The sequence below is a fragment of the Virgibacillus necropolis genome, assembly GCF_002224365.1.
GTDB lineage: Bacteria > Bacillota > Bacilli > Bacillales > Amphibacillaceae > Virgibacillus_F > Virgibacillus_F necropolis.
In genome coordinates this window covers 677,109-694,306 of record NZ_CP022437.1, presented here as the reverse complement: position 1 = coordinate 694,306, position 17,198 = coordinate 677,109, and the positions used below count along the sequence as shown (strand labels likewise).

Sequence of the window (17,198 nt, the reverse complement as noted above, 5' to 3'; positions counted from 1 at the left end):
AAAACCTCCCAATGTAAAGTTGATTTTGGACAAACCTATAAAACTAATGGAAAAATTCATGAAAAAAAAGGATCCCAAAAATGGGATCCTTTTCTGTTTAGTAATAACCCTTTGGTATGTTATTGACCAAGAAGTTTATTAAGTGCTTTTTCAACATCTTCACTAATTGCAATTGGTCCACCGATAGCTGTAAGAAGATCTAAATTGTTTTCCGTAATAAAGTCTTCTACAACTTCTGGTACATGATCAGTTACTAATAAGATACCTTCGCCGTTTTTAGCAGCAAGTGCTCCACTTGAAAGGCCATCAGCAAAATGTCTACCAGTTGCTACATAGTAATGATTTGTATCAAGGTCGAAATATTCTGCTACTGCAATTGCAGTTTCATAACGATTCCCACCTGCAACACGGAATGGATGTGGTAGTTCATTCATTAATTCTTTAGATACTACACTTGGTCCACCCACTACAAGAGTTTTATTAACTCCTAGGTCATACATTAGCCTCTCAGCAGATTGAGGTAGTTCCTCTCCATTCACTAGTATTATCGGTAAGCCTTCCATAGCAGCATATGAACCGATAGATAATGCATCTGGGAAGTTCATTCCATTTACAACTACTACTTCATTTGCAGAACCATTTTCAACGACTTCTTTTGCTACATTTACAGAAGTCTCAAAACGGTTTTCTCCACCAATACGATGAACAGTAATTCCTTGTGATTCTAGGCTATCTTCAACTGATTTACCGACAGCTAGCTCACCGCCAAGAATATAAACAGTTTTTGCGCCAAGACGTGCAATTTCTTTTTTTGTTACTTTTGTGAATTTGTCTGATTCTGTTAATAACAATGGTGCATTATACTTTTTAGCTAATGGAATACCTGCTAGAGCATCTCCAAAGCGGTCTCCACGAGCTAAAACTACAGTATCAGATTTTTCCCATCCTGCTTGACTTACTTCAACAGAAGTATGATACAGGGTTGCACCTGCGATACGGTCTACACGGGATTCACTCTCGTTACGATAAACAGTAAACTCTTCAGTTGTAACATTTCCAGCAACATCTTCAAGTGTTAACTTGAATACGTTATCACCTGGTTTTAATGATAATGTGTGTTCAACTATTTCATCAGCTGGATTAATAATATCAGCTGGGGTCTTAAATGGTAATTCATACACATGGTCATCATTAACTTTAAGTGATAAATAGTTAAAGTTGTCTGTAAGGTTAAAGTCAACTTTTATGCTATCTACGTTGTGATCTACAACTTTTGGTACGTCATACTCAATTTCAGCTTTGGTCGTATCAACAAAGATTGGTCGCTTAATATCAAATTCTTTTCCAGAGTTGTCAACGGCTTTAAAATGAATGTCTTTTGCTCCATCCTCTTTAAATGTAACAACTGTAGAGAATTTATATTTATTGCCATCCTTTGTAACTTCTACTTCTTTGTCATTAACAGTAAATGACTCTAAAGCAACGTCTTCTTGAACATAACCTGAGACAGGAACTTCTAATGTGTTATATGCACCATATGCTTCAGGTGCGGTTTTATCTACGTAAATGATTGGTAATTCATTATCTCCAAATGAAACTACATCGGTTGTCTCATTTGCCGCGTGATCAAACGCTTCTACTTCAATCTTAGTTCCCTCAGATAAACCTGGTAAATTAACTTTCGTAGTACCAGCAGGAACATAACCTAAAAGTTCACCGTCAACTGTGACACTAAATTCTAAAATTCCAACTCCGCTATCTGTTGCATCAATAGCTAATACACCAGTATCGGCGTTATAAGTTGCGTTCACTTCAGGGCCAGTTGTATCCACATATAATGGATATTTATCTGATTGCCAATCGGCACCCTCGTAATCTATTAATGATTTAATCTCGTAGTAATATACACCATCTTCTACTACATTTGATAGATTCGTTCCATCCCATTGTCTATTCGGGTTGAAACTATAATATGAACCACTACCACCGTCAAAGTAAGTTTTACGGACATCGTTTTCTATCAATACCCGACGTAATTGTTTGTTGTTTTCGCCTAAAATGTTGAATTGCACTTCTGCTGCATTACGCATAAATGCAGGTAAAGGATAAACTGTATCATATAATCCATCACCGTTTGGTGAAACTGGATAATACTTTTTACCGTCTACTTCAACTGGCGCTACAAAATATCCTTCATCTCCAAATAACATATCATGTCCAACGCCTGGACCGAATAATTTATCGAAGTTGTAGAATCTTTCTTCACCTAAATCTTGAATACCATCAAGTACTTCTGGCTCGTCCCACTCACCATAGAAACCAACATATGGTACGGAAAGATCAGCGATTGTGTTGTCTTCAGGAATTAGTTTAACATAACCTTCAACGAAAATATTTTCTCTTAGGTCAAATGTAGTTGGATTTCCATCAACATCAAGACCAGGAATTTTCGCGTTCTTTAAATCAACAGTAACTGTGAATTCTATAGATTCTCCAGCAGGGACCGTTATCGATTCAGGTGAATCAATATTTACGTCTTTCATATTCCCTGCAATTAACGCATTGTATTCTAAATCAGTAGCAGTCTTTTGTAATGTATCTGCTAGTACACTTGTATCAACATTATACGTAACATCCTTATCTGAAATATTTTCAGCTGTAAATGTCATGTCAAATGTTTTAGATTGAAAATCTTTTAATTCTACTTTTGCTTCATTTGAAGATGATTCTACTACAGTTACAGGTGTACGGACTGCACTAAGCAATTGCATCATACCTGCACCTTGGCGTCTAGGTGAAAACGGCTGATCATTTAAATCTTGAATGATATTAGCAGTATTCATCAACATTACTTTCGCCAAGCGTGTACGCTCTTCAATAGTTAGATCTTCAAATCTGTCATCCTTTTGCAAGTATTGTTGTACTAATGCAGATCCCCCAGCAACATGTGGAGCTGCCATTGAAGTACCACTCATTACGCCATACTGATCATCGTTTAGTGTAGAATAAATATTCCCACCTGGCGCAGTAATTTCCGGCTTAAGCTCTAAGCTAGGAGTTGTACCCCATGAAGTAAACGCTGTCATTCTTCCCATTTCTGGTGATTCTTTTGAATTAATTTTCGAGATATCTAATGTTGAAGCGCCTGCAGCTATAGCATCTTCTAATGCAGCTCCATCTTCAGCATGTATCATGGTAAATGGAATTGCCCATCCGCCTTGATCCTCATAGAATTGTGAAGTTCCGTGGTCATAAACAATAATTCCTACAGCGCCAGCATCTGCGGCATTATTTGTTTTATCAATAAACGCTAGTGTACCACGTTTTACAAGAACTACCTTACCTTCTACGTCAACACTTTCAAATTCTTCTGGAGTACCACATACTTTACATGATGTTCCAGGTACTTCTTCAACACCTTTTAATTGCGATAAACTTACTACCTCAAGCTCTTGTGACGCAGCTAACTCTGTCCAATCGTCAACACCATATCCAGTAGCTTCAAAATCACCTACAGATATATTGTGTTGATATAAATAAGCTGTATTACCAGATGCCGCAACTGAGATTGAATCTGGGTTTAATCCAGGAGCACCTACAACACCGATGTCAGGATTTTGGTAGAATGGATTGTCCCATCCGTAACCAATATGACCAGAGTTACCTGCAGAAATTGCAGAAACGATTCCATTTTCTACTGCTCTAGTTATTGCTAAATCTTCAGGACTATTAGCTTCATAGAATGATGCAGTTGAGCCAAGGCTCATGTTAAGTACATCTGCTCCAAGAGCGATTGCATCATCAATTGCAGCTAAATACACATCTGACCACGTTGAAGGGAAATTAGGATCGTTACTAAATACTTTCATTCCCAGTACCTGCGCTTCAGGTGCAACACCCTTGATTCCTCCATTTTGAGGATCCCCATTGGCAGCTACAGTACCAGCTACATGCATCCCATGTTCTGATGCTGCTGGTCCAAGATCAAGAATTGTGTCATTTTGATCGTAATAGTTATAGCCGAAAGGTACTTTTTCCGTATAATACTTACCTTTGACTTCGCCTTCACCAATAATCGTCTTTACCTCTTTCTTGGTAAGGTCTTCTTCCGTACTATCACTTAAAACAAAATCTCTATGTGAAGGGTCTACACCAGTATCTATTACAGCTACTACCATTCCTTCACCTTTAATTTCTGCATCTGCCCACGTTTTATGAGACTGGATATATTCATGACTAGTATCCATGTTAGGCTCAACAATTGGACGATTGTATTCATTTGCTAAGTATACTTCTTTCACGTTTGGTACAGCTTCAATTTTTTCAATGTTTCCAAACTCTACTTCCCCACTGAATCCATTAAATGAAACTGCATAATCGTAATTATAACTTATGTCAACACCCTTAGATGAAATTGCATTTTTTGCGGCTTTTTGTTGTTTTTCTACTTTAGTCGTCAATGATTCTTTTGTTGGTTTAGCGAGTGATTTATACATAACACCCTTTTTATTGGCATACTCTAGAGGTGTCTCTCCGTCTAATTCAACAATTACCCTTACTTTTTCGCTATCATTAAAGTTAGCATCTAAAGTAGGGTCTTCTATCTTTTTAATTTGATCTAGTAGACTTTTTTTAGTTAGTTCAGAAGCATCAATCGGATTCGCTTTCCCGCCTGTATTTGCAAAGGCAAATGTCCCGTTTGATAAAACTAAAAGTAAAATTAAAACAACTGAAAAAATCCTCCGAAACCTATACATTAATTACTTTCCCCCTATCTAATTTTTAACTGATAGTAATACGCTCCTTCCTTCCAATTTATGACACATAACGTCTATATTTTAGAATATTTATAAAAAAAAGTCAATATAATTTAAGAATTTTCAGGAATCTACAGTTTAATTTTCAGTTACAACGTATATATGCAACCGATATTTCAGCACCTATCTCCATGACACGTCTATCTCTAGTTTTATTTCATCTTTTTAAATTTAGATACGAGATTCATGTACCTTATATACAAAAAAATCTAACTCCGATAATTAAGTACGTAGTTATTAACAAAAAATGCTTGTTTCTATACTTGATGTTTCATAGTATAATAAAGATAGATTATTTTTGAACAGAATTCGGAGCAAAAAAATTGACGATATATAATATTGATATTTTAGTCATGGAGATGACAGGAAAGTTAAATTTGACTTTCCGAAAGTTTATTGTAATTTTGCTTATCTTCATAGAGCGATTGGAACTTCCAATTCCAACATAAATCTGATTTAGGGGGGCAATAATGGTTAGAGAACTCGCAATTACTATGTACCTTTTTGTTTTTCGTACACTCTTTAATATGTTTAGTTTATTTCCTCAGAAGAAGAAAACAGTTTTTGTTGCTTCATTTGGGGATAATATTTTGTTTACATTAAAAGAGTTAGAAAAACAAGTGGATGACCAGGTTATAATTCTCAAAACCTCTCAATGTAAAGTGGATTTTGGACAAGCTTCTATCAGTAAGGAATTAACCTTTAAACTATCGCATTTATTTAAATGGATCCAGTCAATCTATCATCTAGCAACTGCTGATAAAGTATTTGTCGATAATTATTATGGTTTTTTAGCTGTAACTGACTTTAAACCTAATGTTCAATGTATACAATTATGGCATGCGGCCGGTGCGATAAAACAATTTGGGTTGAAAGACCCTTCCATTAAAGATCGAACTCCTCGTGCATATGAACGCTTTTTGCAAGTGTATCAACGCTTTACACATGTTGTAGTTGGATCTGAAAAAATGGCTACTATTTTTAGGGAAAGCTTTGGACTTTCTAATGAAGCAATTTCACGTACAGGTATACCTCGTTCGGATTTTTTCTATGATACTACTAAAATGCGTGAGGTGGGGCGTGAACTAAAAGCTAGCTTTCCTGTAATAAATCGAAAAAAGGTAATCTTGTATGCACCAACTTATCGTGATGATCAATTAAACGAGGCTAAAATAGCACTTGATATTCAAAAATTGGAAGATAAATTTTCTGATCAATATGTGTTATTTTTAAAGCTACATCCAGCAATTAAACGGGAATTTTATAATGCTCATTCAAACTTCGTATATGATGTATCAGACATGGCTGATCTTAATGAACTATTAGTAATTACTGATATTTTAATTACAGATTATTCTTCCATTCCATTTGAATTTTCATTATTGGAACGTCCTATGATATTTTTTGCTTATGATAAAGAGGAATATGCTAATACAGTAGGATTCTGGGAAGACTATGAAACGTTAGTTCCAGGTTCAGTTGTTGGAACTACGGAAGAGATTATTGAAATCATAGACAAAGAGAATTTTGACCCTACTCAGGTAAGAGAATTTGCAAAACAGTGGAATCAATATTCAAGAGGGAATTCAAGTAAAAATCTTGTGAAGGCACTCTACACTGAAGAAAAAGAATATCAACAAGTTGATGTTAATTAAAAGCAATAAGTAAAGCGATCGACAAAATTTTGTCGATCGCTTTTTACATTTCTATAAACTCTATCTAGTAGGATTTTAAAATTTACAGAAAGTTTACAGAAAATTAACTTACAACCGTTTGTTACTTCCCTTTGTTTATTATATTATTAAAAGTATTGAAGTTTAATTTTAAAGGAGTCAGATTACCTTATGAAACAAGTAACTATTATGGGGGTTCCCTTTTTACATATTGATCAGCAAGGTTTTGTTTCTTTACTAGATAATCGTATCCAGAATGGTGAAACAACCTTTGTTATTACGGCGAATCCTGAAGTTGTGATGAAAGCCAATGAAGATATGAATTTTATGAAATATATTCATAAAGCTACTTATGTAACAGCTGATGGAATTGGTATTGTTAAAGCAGCTGAATTGCTAAACAAACCTTTGCCAGGGCGCGTAACAGGGTACGATACGATGATAGGTTTATTAGAAATAGCTAGTGAAAAACAATATAGTATTTTTCTGCTCGGCGCTCAAAATGAAACATTACAAAAGGCCAAGAATAACATTAAAGAGACTTATCCTGGTGTTAAAATTGTGGGTTCACATGATGGTTTTTTCGATTGGGGACAGAATGATATTGCAAAAAGTATATCGGAAGTTAAACCCGATATTACGTTCGTAGCTTTAGGAGTTCCGAGACAAGAAAGATGGATTTCCGAAAATCTATCAACATTTGACAAAGGGATGTTCATTGGTGTTGGAGGAAGCTTTGATGTGATTGCTGGCACTGTGCAGCGGGCACCACTATTTTGGCAAAAGTTAAATTTAGAGTGGTTATACCGTATAGCAAAACAACCTAGTAGATGGAAACGTGCTTTAGCCCTTCCCCGTTTTGCTATTCAGATTATCAAACAGAAAGTAAAGGGGTCTTCATGAGTAAGTCAACATTTGTAAAAAGTACCTTGATCTTATCGGTTGCCACTTTACTTTCCAAGGTGCTTGGAAGTATATTCCGCATTCCTCTCCAAAACATTGCTGGAGATGAAGTGCTTGGTATATTTAGTTTAGTCTACCCTGTTTACATGGTAGCTCTGATTTTATCAGTAGCAGGAATCCCGATTGCAATCTCTAAGCTTATTGCAGAGGCAAGAATAAAAAACGAACTAGAAACAATAAAACATCTCTATATCACTGCAAGCATTTTGGCTATCTTATTTGGAATCATAAGTTTTACATTAATCTACAGCTATTCTCCCTTATTAGCTGCTACATTGGGAGGATCAAGCACGCGACTTGCTCTTATAGTGGTCGCCGCTACTTTATTAGTGGCTCCGTATATGGCAGTTTATCGAGGTTTTTTTCAAGGATTTGAGGATATGGGACCTACAGCAGTTTCACAAGTAATAGAGCAATTTATCAGAGTTGGATTTATTCTTTTAGTGGCCTATTACTTAGTAAGCAATGGGTTCTCTGATGAAATTGTAGCTGGTGGTGTAATGGCGGGTTCTGTTATAGGGGCCCTCTTCTCTCTTCTTTACTTACGATTAAAATATAATCGATCTCATTTCAAATTATCTCCAGTTGGAACGTATTCTTATCAGACATTTACAACCTGGAGTAAAAATATATTGAAAGTCTCCATTCCTATTGCTATCGGTGCGATTACAATGGCGTTATTGAACTTTGTTGATTCAATCACTATTCCATATGGGCTTGAATCTGCAGGAATTAAAACAAGTAATATTACGTATCTCTATGGAATATATGGACGAGGACTTTCTTTGGTGCAAATTGCAACGGTACTCGCCACCTCTATTGTTCTTCCTTTAATTCCATTGATTACAACTAAATTAGCAGCGAAGGATTATGGTAAGACACGTGATATTATCGAAAAAACCCATAGAATAACGCATCTGACTTCTTGGCCAGCTGCAATCGGACTATTAGCGTTGACATTACCTTTGAATCTAGCCCTCTTTACCAACGTTGAAGGTAGCTTAACACTTGCAATACTGGGCTTTAGTTCTGTATTTACATCTTTAACTGTATTAGGAACAGGGATTCTACAAGGGATGAATTTAGCAAATCAAGCAGCCATTATAATTGTAGTTGGTGTTGTAATAAAAACTTTTTCGAACATCTACTTCATAGATTTGTTCGGACTCAATGGTGCGGCACTTTCGACATTAATCGTTTATATCATCTTATTTGTAATAAACAGCTCTTATATTCGTAAACAGTTGTCCTTTAAGATTTTTAATGCAGAGATATTCAAGATGGTTTTCTCCTCATTAACAATGGGCGCGATTATTGGAATACCAACCTTATTTTTCAGTTTCGAATATTGGTCAAGAATACAAGCATTGTCTTATGTACTTCTAGCAATCGTATTCGGATCTGGCTTCTATTTTATGCAGTTATATGTAATGAAAGTAATAGACAAAGATACATGCAGAAGTCTTCCTTTTATTGGGAAGTTGATGAAATAACTTTTATAAATAATAGCTGTTTTCTAAAAGATTGTTGTTTTTGACACAAAATATTTAAACTGCGACGTAATTAAAAATCAAGTTCGGTGCCCTGCGATCGTTCCGGAAATCCACTTCGCTTTCCGTGGGCTCGCGATGAGCCTCCTCGATCGCAAAGATCGCTCTCTGCGGGGTCTCATCGTCTTCGCTTTCCCACAGGAGTCTTCGTGGATTTCCTTCACTGGGCTTTGTGCTTAACAATTTCAATTTATTTGATTGTTTATATCACCCAGGCAAACAGCAATTTATGGAAGTTGTTTGGAGCGGAGGACCGTTGACTCCTGCGGGAACAGCACGAGTCTGAAGACCCCGCAGGAAGTGGTTTTCTTCCGAGGAGGCTGAAGCCGTGCCCGCGGAAAGCAACGGTCCGCAGCGGAAAACAACCCAGCAGTTACATCATAATGTATTTCCGGAGCAGTATGTTACGTCGCAGTTTATATCAACTTCGGTGGTATTGAGCAAAAAACTATACGAAAACAGCCTAAATAATTGACATAGAAGGGAATGAAAGAATAGTGATTAAACGCAAATGGCTTTGGATTTCTATAATCGTCTTATTACTTATTTCAGTACCAGGCTTATATGATAGATGGAACGCAGAGGTTACAAATAATACATATGAAATAACTACCCCTTATCAAGAAATTTATGGTTTAACAACAGAAAGTTCTATAACGATGGATGAAGCTCTTTCCTCCTTAAAGGAAGCTGGTTTAAATACAGTAAGTTTAAGTCCTGTCACATTGGACTTGTTGGAAAAGCAAGATATAGTCACTATTTATGAGCAAAAAGAATTAGAAAAAATGTTAAAGTTCAGCAATGTACAAGATGATTACAAACAGAAACAAGATGGGTTTTATATTACTGTACCAAAGGATTCATCCTACATGAATAAAATAAATCAGCACTTTACTCCAGTCGAATTAACAATTAATAATAAACCGTTATATTTTATTCCTGATGAAGACGGTACAGCACGTCATTCCAGCATTGGATATAATAAAGAAGCTATCAAGTTAGTAAAAGAGCATAACCTTAACTATACGCTAAGAGTCGAAAATGTTACTAATGAAACGAAAGATAGTGGTGTTAAAGCTAGTATTAGTAACAAAAATACGATTGAACAATTAATGGAAGTGAAAAATGAAGATGCTTCGAATCTTTTATTTTCAGGACAAGAAGTAATCGGCTATCCAAACCATCAAAAAGTAAAAACATGGGCCAACCAACTCAATGAAGCAGGGTATGGTTTTTATACCATTGAATTTGTTAATCAAATGGGCTTACAAACGATTGCTAAAGAAACAAATTATGATTTCATTCGGCTACACAGTATGCGTTTGAATAATGATGCGCTCGATGAAAGTGTTGACAGAGCCGTGAGAGCCGTAAAGGAACGGAATATACGGTCCATCTTTTTTCACTTTCCAAACGGAGAACCCGTTGAAAGTTTAGAAACTGCAACAAATTTCATACATGCAGTCAATAAAAATATGCCCAATCAATTTATTCCGGGGGCACCGGAACCTTTTAAAGAAATCTATACACCTTTATGGATAAAGGCCGCTGTACTGTTAGCAGGAATTTTATTCACTTATCTATCTGCAGGCATTATTGATAATAAAAAAATAAGATTGGCATCGTCAGTTTTCATGTTTTTACTAGCACTATCTTTTTTTCTTCTACATAGTTTAGTAGTGTTAAAGGCTTTTGCATTAATCATTGCCATCATCACACCGATTTATGCTGTGATCTCATCTAGTGAGGGGACAACCACTATCAAGACTATTACATTTCGATATTTTAAAACTATTGGAATAAGTTTTGTTGGTATTGCAATCGTAATAAGTCTGTTGAATGGCAACGCCTTTATAACTGGATTTGAATTATTCAGAGGCGTTAAACTGGTTTATGTCACCCCTATTCTGTTCTTAGCTTTCTATATATTGTTTAGTAAAAGATACGGTTCGATGAATGCTAAAGAAGTGAATACAATTTTGAAGACGCCAGTGAAATATTGGCATATCATAATTATTACTATAGTTGGATTAATGGCTTTTTACTATATTAGCCGTACAGGCAATGCGGGTTCAGTTAGTGAATTGGAATTGCTGATACGACATAAATTAGAAGAATATTTGTACGTAAGACCTAGGACGAAGGAATTTTTAATTGGTTTTCCGCTTTATATTCTAGCTCTATATACAATGGGTATTAATAAAAGATGGGGTAAATTCTTACTTATTCCCGGTGTGATTGGATTTTTGTCAATTATGAATACCTTCACACATTTTCACATCCCCTTAAGTGTTTCGTTATTACGAACTGCCTATAGCTTAATAATAGGTTATCTAATTGGTATCTTTCTGATTTATTTAGTTAAAATATGCTTCCGCTACATTACCAATAAAAATAAAGCGAGGTGGTCCTAATGCACGTCGTGTTGTCTGGTTACTATGGATTTGATAACGTAGGAGATGAAGCTATATTGTATTCTATTATTCGAGCCATAAGAAACATAAAACAAGAAGTTGATATTACCGTACTTTCAAACAATCCGAAATCAACCATGGAAACATATAACGTCAATGCGGTGAATCGATGGAACTTTAAAGAAATAAGTCGAGTTGTTAAAAAAGCAGATGGTTTGATCAGCGGGGGCGGCAGTCTTTTACAGGACCAAACTGGACTTAAATCAATTCCGTATTATACCGGAATAATAAAGATAGCCCAGTGGTATAAAAAGCCTGTTTTCATATACGCTCAAGGGATGGGCCCTATTAGGAATAGTATAAATAAATGGATTGTAAAAAAGACACTTAATAAAGTTGATCAAATTACCGTAAGAGATCGTAACTCTAAAAACTTATTAGCAAGTATCGGTGTTACTAAATCTACGAGTATCGTTCCAGATCCAGTAATAGGTCTCGATAGCAGTCAATTTAAAAATAACTGGATTCAAAAACAACACATTCGTAATCCTATTATCACTGTAAGTGTAAGAAATTGGCCTACTACAATACCCTATAAAGAAAAAATTGCAAGTTGTCTAGATCAACTGGTACGTGATGGCAATTCAATTATCTTTGTTCCAATGCATGGCAAATATGATGAAATAGCATCGAATGAAACTGCTGAAATTATGACAGAGAAAAGTTATATCGCACCATATGATTCGAGCATTGAAGAAAAGATTTCTATTATAGGACAATCGGATTTATTAATTGGAATGAGACTTCACTCACTTATCTTTTCGTCGATTAACTATACGCCTTTTGTCGCTATATCTTATGATCCTAAAATTGACGCATTTGCAGCAATTTGTGAGCAATCTGTAGTGGGTCATGTTGAAAAGAATAATTGGGATGATCAAAGGCTTCTAAACCATGTTAATCGGGCTTTATCAAATAGGACTGCACAACAAACTACATTTAAAAATAAAGTAAAAAAAAGTCAATTAGAAGCACAGGATACATCGAGATTAGCTCTTCAACTGTTCTCAGCTGGTGTCCCACCGACCAGTAATGATGTCAGTATTAGTGTAGGCAACAAATAGGTGCAAAAAAACGACCTTGGTAGAGGTCGTTTTTTTTTTTGCACAGAGCAAAGAAAGTATAGAATTTTGGCGATTATCTGTCTAGCTCCAGCGCCTAGACACTCGAGACATAAGCAGTTCGCTTCCGTGTGGCAAAAACACCCACACTGCACCGCTCTGCTTATGCTTGTCGTGTCTTTCAAGGCGCTTGCGCTTTTCTTACTTATCTTTTATTTTTTAATGGAAGCTTTTGTTGTTCAGGTAATTTACCAAAAATAACCCAGTAATGAGGTATATAGCGGAAAATAAACCTGACAACTAACCAACTTATCATTCCCACCAGGATAAATGTTAGTACTTGCCAGCTATGATATAGAAATGGACTACCTGCTGATAAGATTCCTCTAAATAGCATCAAAAATAATGGATGAATTAAATAGATGCCAAAGGAAGTAGCACCTATCTCCATGAAAACTATTTTTGTCCTATTGCCAAACCGCTTATTTGCTATATGTGCAAGATAAAACAACACTAACCCTGCAAACAAGGCATTGGTAGCCCATGTGAATTCGTAAAGATAACGGCTTACTATTTGCGGAAGTTGCTCAGCTACATTCGGATATACATTTATTCTTACTAGATACATAAAACCTGTATATAATATTACTATTGCACCATACCCTATAAATAGTGGTAGTAGTACCTTTTCTTTATAGGATTGAGCCTTTATCTTCTCCCTGATTTCAAAATAATAGATACCTAGGTATGCTCCGACAAAATAAAAGGATATATATGATAATGAAATGGATCCTTTTAGTGTAATATGAAAGTAATTTTTGTTAAGTATAACCCATATCCACTGAAGTAGAATTCCAATCCATATCGCATTCTTTCTTAGGAATGAAGATTTCTTAAACATAATTAACAGTAATGGAAAAAGCACATACAATTGGACACTTATAAAAACAAAGTAAAGATGGGGATGTGCTTTTCCTAAGGCCAATAATGTTAAAAACTTATTCAGCGCAAATGCTAGACTTGGATAATCGTAATACATGTACCATTTAACGGAAAAGTAAATAACAGAGAAAAGAATATATGGTACTAAAATAAACTTCAAACGTTTTATGTAAAACTTCTTCATTATTATCCAATTCGCTACTCGTGGATAATAATTATAAAATAAAACAAAACTACTTAACATGATGAACGTAGGAGTACCCAACTTTCCAGCAATATTAAGGAAATTGTATAACGGAAACAGAAATGAATCTGTCGGAATACTAGTTACACCGCTTGATGTTGAGTGAACAACTAATACTGCTAGAATAGCGAATGCTCGGGCCAATTGAATTTCATCTAAACTGATTCGTTTTTGGTTATTTTTCATACTATCACCGGCTTACTTTTTAGGTTTAGCTCCTTGCATAAAACGTAGTACTGGACGATAATTTTCCCCAATTAATCCAGTGACTTCGACAATTAATTCGATAGTAATGAGTAAACCAACAATTATAAGGCTAGAACCCCATAAGGTTGCTCGATTAAAGATAATTGCAGCAATACCAAAGTAGCTGCTCATGGCATAGATTAAGATAACTGTTTGGCGGTGGGTATATCCCAACTTTAATAAACAGTGATGTAGATGAAATTTATCTGCTGTCGCTAACGGTTGTCGTTTTAGAGCGCGACGAATTATAGCAAAGGTTGTATCAAGTAATGGAACACCGAGAATAATTATAGGTACAATAAGAGAGAAAAGCGCAACGTTCTTAAAAAGCCCCACAACAGCCATCACACTGATCATATATCCTAAAAATAATGCTCCCGTATCACCCATGAAAATCTTTGCTGGATGAAAATTGTAGAAGAGAAAGCCAAGTGTACTTCCTAGTACAACTAGACCTAAAATTGCAATAAACATACTTCCCATTGAAATTGCCATCCCAGAAATTGTTAGTAACGCAATAGAAGAAACACCTGCAGCTAAACCATCTAAACCATCTATTAGATTAATAGCATTTGTAACTCCTACAATCCAAATAATTGTTAATGGAACAGCAACAAGATAACCAAATTCTATCTTTTCGCCAAATGGTATCGTGATAAATTCAATTTGAATTCCACCGACAACGCAAACAATCGCTGCTAATAACTGTCCAGAAAGCTTAAATTTAGCGGATAATTCAATTACATCATCCAAGACACCTATACATGTTATGATGACCGCCCCTATCATTATTGGCAAAATCACCGAAGTGTCTGGAAGGAACAATACCATTCCTAACATAGAGCTTATAATAATAGCCAAACCACCTAACCTTGGCATTACGTTTTTATGAATTTTTCTAGCATTTGGTTGATCGACGGCACCAATTGTTATTGCTAGTTTTTTAATAAAAGGCGTGATTATGAGCGAAACTATAAAACAAACTACTAGAGCTAAGTATTCCATTTCAATCCTCCTATTAAATGAGATGATGAAGTTTTCTACCCAATTATAATTAATTAAAAATAATATTCAATACATATTTTGTTATAATTCTGTAAATTTATTGTAAATTCTACTTATGTTAATAAGGAAAATGCTCTATTAGTTTCTCTGACACTTGATTTGTCGGTAAACATCAAAATATGATAACTTTAAAGTAGGTTCTGCCACGTAGTTAAAAATAATGTTGACATTTACGGGAGGATATCATGAACAAAGTTAAATACACCATAATGGGAATTGCGCTTTTTGTTTATACACTAGCTGTTATAGGATTAACCACAATGATTGTTCATCCTAATCCGGATTATGATAAAAACACTACATTGACTGAACAGGAGATAGATAATATGTGTGATGAACGTGAAAGTGTTGGTTTCTAATCATTAGAAAAGCGCAGGCGCCCGTTTAGCAACGTACAAACTGGAGCATTCCGCAATGAGATAAAGGGAACACGGTGAGGTACGAACCGATGTTGACTTATCGTAGTGGAGGAGTGTGAAGTTTGCTAGTTGCTGGGCGGTGGAGCTGGACATGACCGTCGATATAAGTAAGCTTAATAGAGCCAACTTTTATGCTTTCCTTACGTGTAGAAAAAATCCTTCGCCCTTTTAATAAGAGCGAAGGATTTTCTTTATTTTTCCTCGACGTTAATTTTTTTATTTCCTAAGATTAAATAGTTTAGCTCTTCTTTTGGAATCTTGTTAAATTCAGTTCGTTTAACTAGATAGAACACTACTCCTAGAACAATCCACGCCACTAAGGCAACTCTTGATTCTACTCCAAGAAATGCGGGTGATCCAGGGAATAATAACAATCCGATAAATGTTATACTTGCTAACATTCCTATTACAGAAATAAATTTTTTCCCTGGCGCAACTACATGCTTTGCTGCGTTAAAGTCACTTCCCATCGACCATTTGAAGATACTAAATGCTGTAAAACAGGTGTAGAAATAAGCAATTGAAACACCAATTGAGGACATATCTACTACCCATAATAAAGCCTGACGACCAAACCATGGTGCAAACATAGCAATGATTGAGGCGAAAATGATCCCTACATACGGTGTTTTATATTTTGGATGAATTTTTGAAAATACTTCAGGCAAAATTTTCGCACGAGACATTGCGAATAGCAGACGACTTGCTGAAATAACAAATCCATTAAGCCCTGTGAAGATTCCCATGCTAAGTGCAATTGCTAATACAGCTAAGCCAAACGTTCCAAGAATTTCTTGAACTGCTACTGCAGTACCCCAAACATTCCCTGACTCCGCCATTGCTTGCCACGGGCTAGCCATTGCCGTAGCAAGAATCATCATGCTATACAATAGTCCTGAAAATAAAATAGCTAATATAATCAAAGAAAATGCTTTTTTAGATGAAAAGTTAAATTCCTCTGCAGCCTGTGGAACGTTGTCAAACCCAACATACGCCCATGGCGCAATTGCTACAATTGATATAATTGCTGCAAATGTTGTTGTATCAGTTGGAAAGTATGGTTTAATATCTGCAAGTGATGTCCCAGGGTTTCCACCAATTAATATCGTTATAATACCTACACCTATTAGCATTATGACACAAAAAACAAATTGCATACGCCCAGATAAACCAGTTCCACGTACATTTAAATACCCAAATACGATTAGTACGATAGAAGCTATAAGGACTTCCATGCCATATACATCCCAACCAGCAATTTGGTACAAATGGAAGTTTTCGATTACTTTTGGAAAGATAAATTTAACCATTAAAGCAAATGCGGATGCGTTTAAAGCAACAATACATATGTAACCAAGTGTTAAAAACCATCCGCATATAAATGCGTGGGTACGTCCCAGGCTGACAAATGCATAGGCAAATTCCCCTCCAGAAACGGGAAAGCTTTTAATTAAGAACCCATAACTTACAGCTATTAACATCATAAGCGCTGCACCGATTAAGAATCCGATGATAACACCAAGAGGTCCACCACCACTCATCCAAACTGTTGGTTGTACGAAAGCACCCCAACCTATTGAGGATCCTAAGGCAATCGCCCATACCCAGTGTGGCTTAAGTGTCTTTTTCAGTTTCGTTCGCTCTTCCATGCTTCGACTCCTTTTTTATAACCTTCTTTTTATGTTATCCCTCTTTTATACCAAAACTCACGCCTTTTCGCAATTTTACTTTTCTATTAATTGAG

10 protein-coding genes are annotated in these 17,198 nt (G+C 35.8%); 6 read left to right on the top strand and 4 right to left on the bottom strand.

What is annotated here, in order from left to right:
• Positions 1-119: 119 nt before the first annotated feature.
• Entirely contained in the window at positions 120-4,757 is a 4,638-nt protein-coding gene (locus CFK40_RS03415) for a cell wall-binding repeat-containing protein (protein WP_089530688.1), read from the bottom strand.
• 530 nt (positions 4,758-5,287) lie between these two features.
• On the opposite strand from CFK40_RS03415, the gene CFK40_RS03410 reads away from it, so the two are divergent.
• The 5 genes from CFK40_RS03410 to csaB all read left to right on the top strand — a co-directional run bounded on the left by CFK40_RS03410 (position 5,288) and on the right by csaB (position 12,541).
• Entirely contained in the window at positions 5,288-6,472 is a 1,185-nt protein-coding gene (locus tag CFK40_RS03410) for a CDP-glycerol glycerophosphotransferase family protein (RefSeq protein WP_089530687.1), read from the top strand.
• 189 nt (positions 6,473-6,661) lie between these two features.
• The gene (locus CFK40_RS03405; RefSeq protein WP_089530686.1) at positions 6,662-7,393 is read left to right on the top strand and encodes a WecB/TagA/CpsF family glycosyltransferase; all 732 of its coding nucleotides are present in this window, start codon (positions 6,662-6,664) and stop codon (positions 7,391-7,393) included.
• A complete protein-coding gene (locus CFK40_RS03400) occupies positions 7,390-8,946 on the top strand; it encodes a putative polysaccharide biosynthesis protein (RefSeq protein WP_089530685.1) in 1,557 nt (518 codons plus the stop codon). Before CFK40_RS03405 ends, CFK40_RS03400 begins: the two co-directional genes overlap by 4 nt.
• Before the next feature lie 554 nt (positions 8,947-9,500).
• The gene (locus CFK40_RS03395; protein ID WP_089530684.1) at positions 9,501-11,417 is read left to right on the top strand and encodes a DUF5693 family protein; all 1,917 of its coding nucleotides are present in this window, start codon (positions 9,501-9,503) and stop codon (positions 11,415-11,417) included.
• A complete protein-coding gene (gene csaB / locus CFK40_RS03390) occupies positions 11,417-12,541 on the top strand; it encodes a polysaccharide pyruvyl transferase CsaB (RefSeq protein ID WP_089530683.1) in 1,125 nt (374 codons plus the stop codon). Before CFK40_RS03395 ends, csaB begins: the two co-directional genes overlap by 1 nt.
• Positions 12,542-12,743: 202 nt before the next feature.
• On the opposite strand, the gene CFK40_RS03385 is transcribed toward csaB, so the two are convergent.
• Together CFK40_RS03385 and CFK40_RS03380 are read right to left on the bottom strand one after the other, a co-directional pair.
• Positions 12,744-13,910: an acyltransferase gene (locus CFK40_RS03385; RefSeq protein ID WP_089530682.1), complete on the bottom strand. Its 1,167-nt coding sequence runs from the start codon at positions 13,908-13,910 to the stop codon at positions 12,744-12,746.
• 12 nt (positions 13,911-13,922) lie between these two features.
• Positions 13,923-14,975, bottom strand: a complete 1,053-nt coding sequence (locus tag CFK40_RS03380; RefSeq protein WP_089530681.1) for a glycosyltransferase family 4 protein — start codon at positions 14,973-14,975, stop codon at positions 13,923-13,925.
• Positions 14,976-15,220: 245 nt separating this feature from the next.
• On the opposite strand from CFK40_RS03380, the gene CFK40_RS20890 reads away from it, so the two are divergent.
• Positions 15,221-15,394, top strand: a complete 174-nt coding sequence (locus tag CFK40_RS20890) for a hypothetical protein (protein WP_161493815.1) — start codon at positions 15,221-15,223, stop codon at positions 15,392-15,394.
• A gap of 251 nt (positions 15,395-15,645) precedes the next feature.
• On the opposite strand, the gene CFK40_RS03375 is transcribed toward CFK40_RS20890, so the two are convergent.
• Positions 15,646-17,103 (bottom strand): APC family permease, encoded by a 1,458-nt coding sequence (locus tag CFK40_RS03375; RefSeq protein WP_089530680.1) that lies wholly within the window; start codon positions 17,101-17,103, stop codon positions 15,646-15,648.
• Between the last annotated feature and the right edge of the window lie 95 nt (positions 17,104-17,198).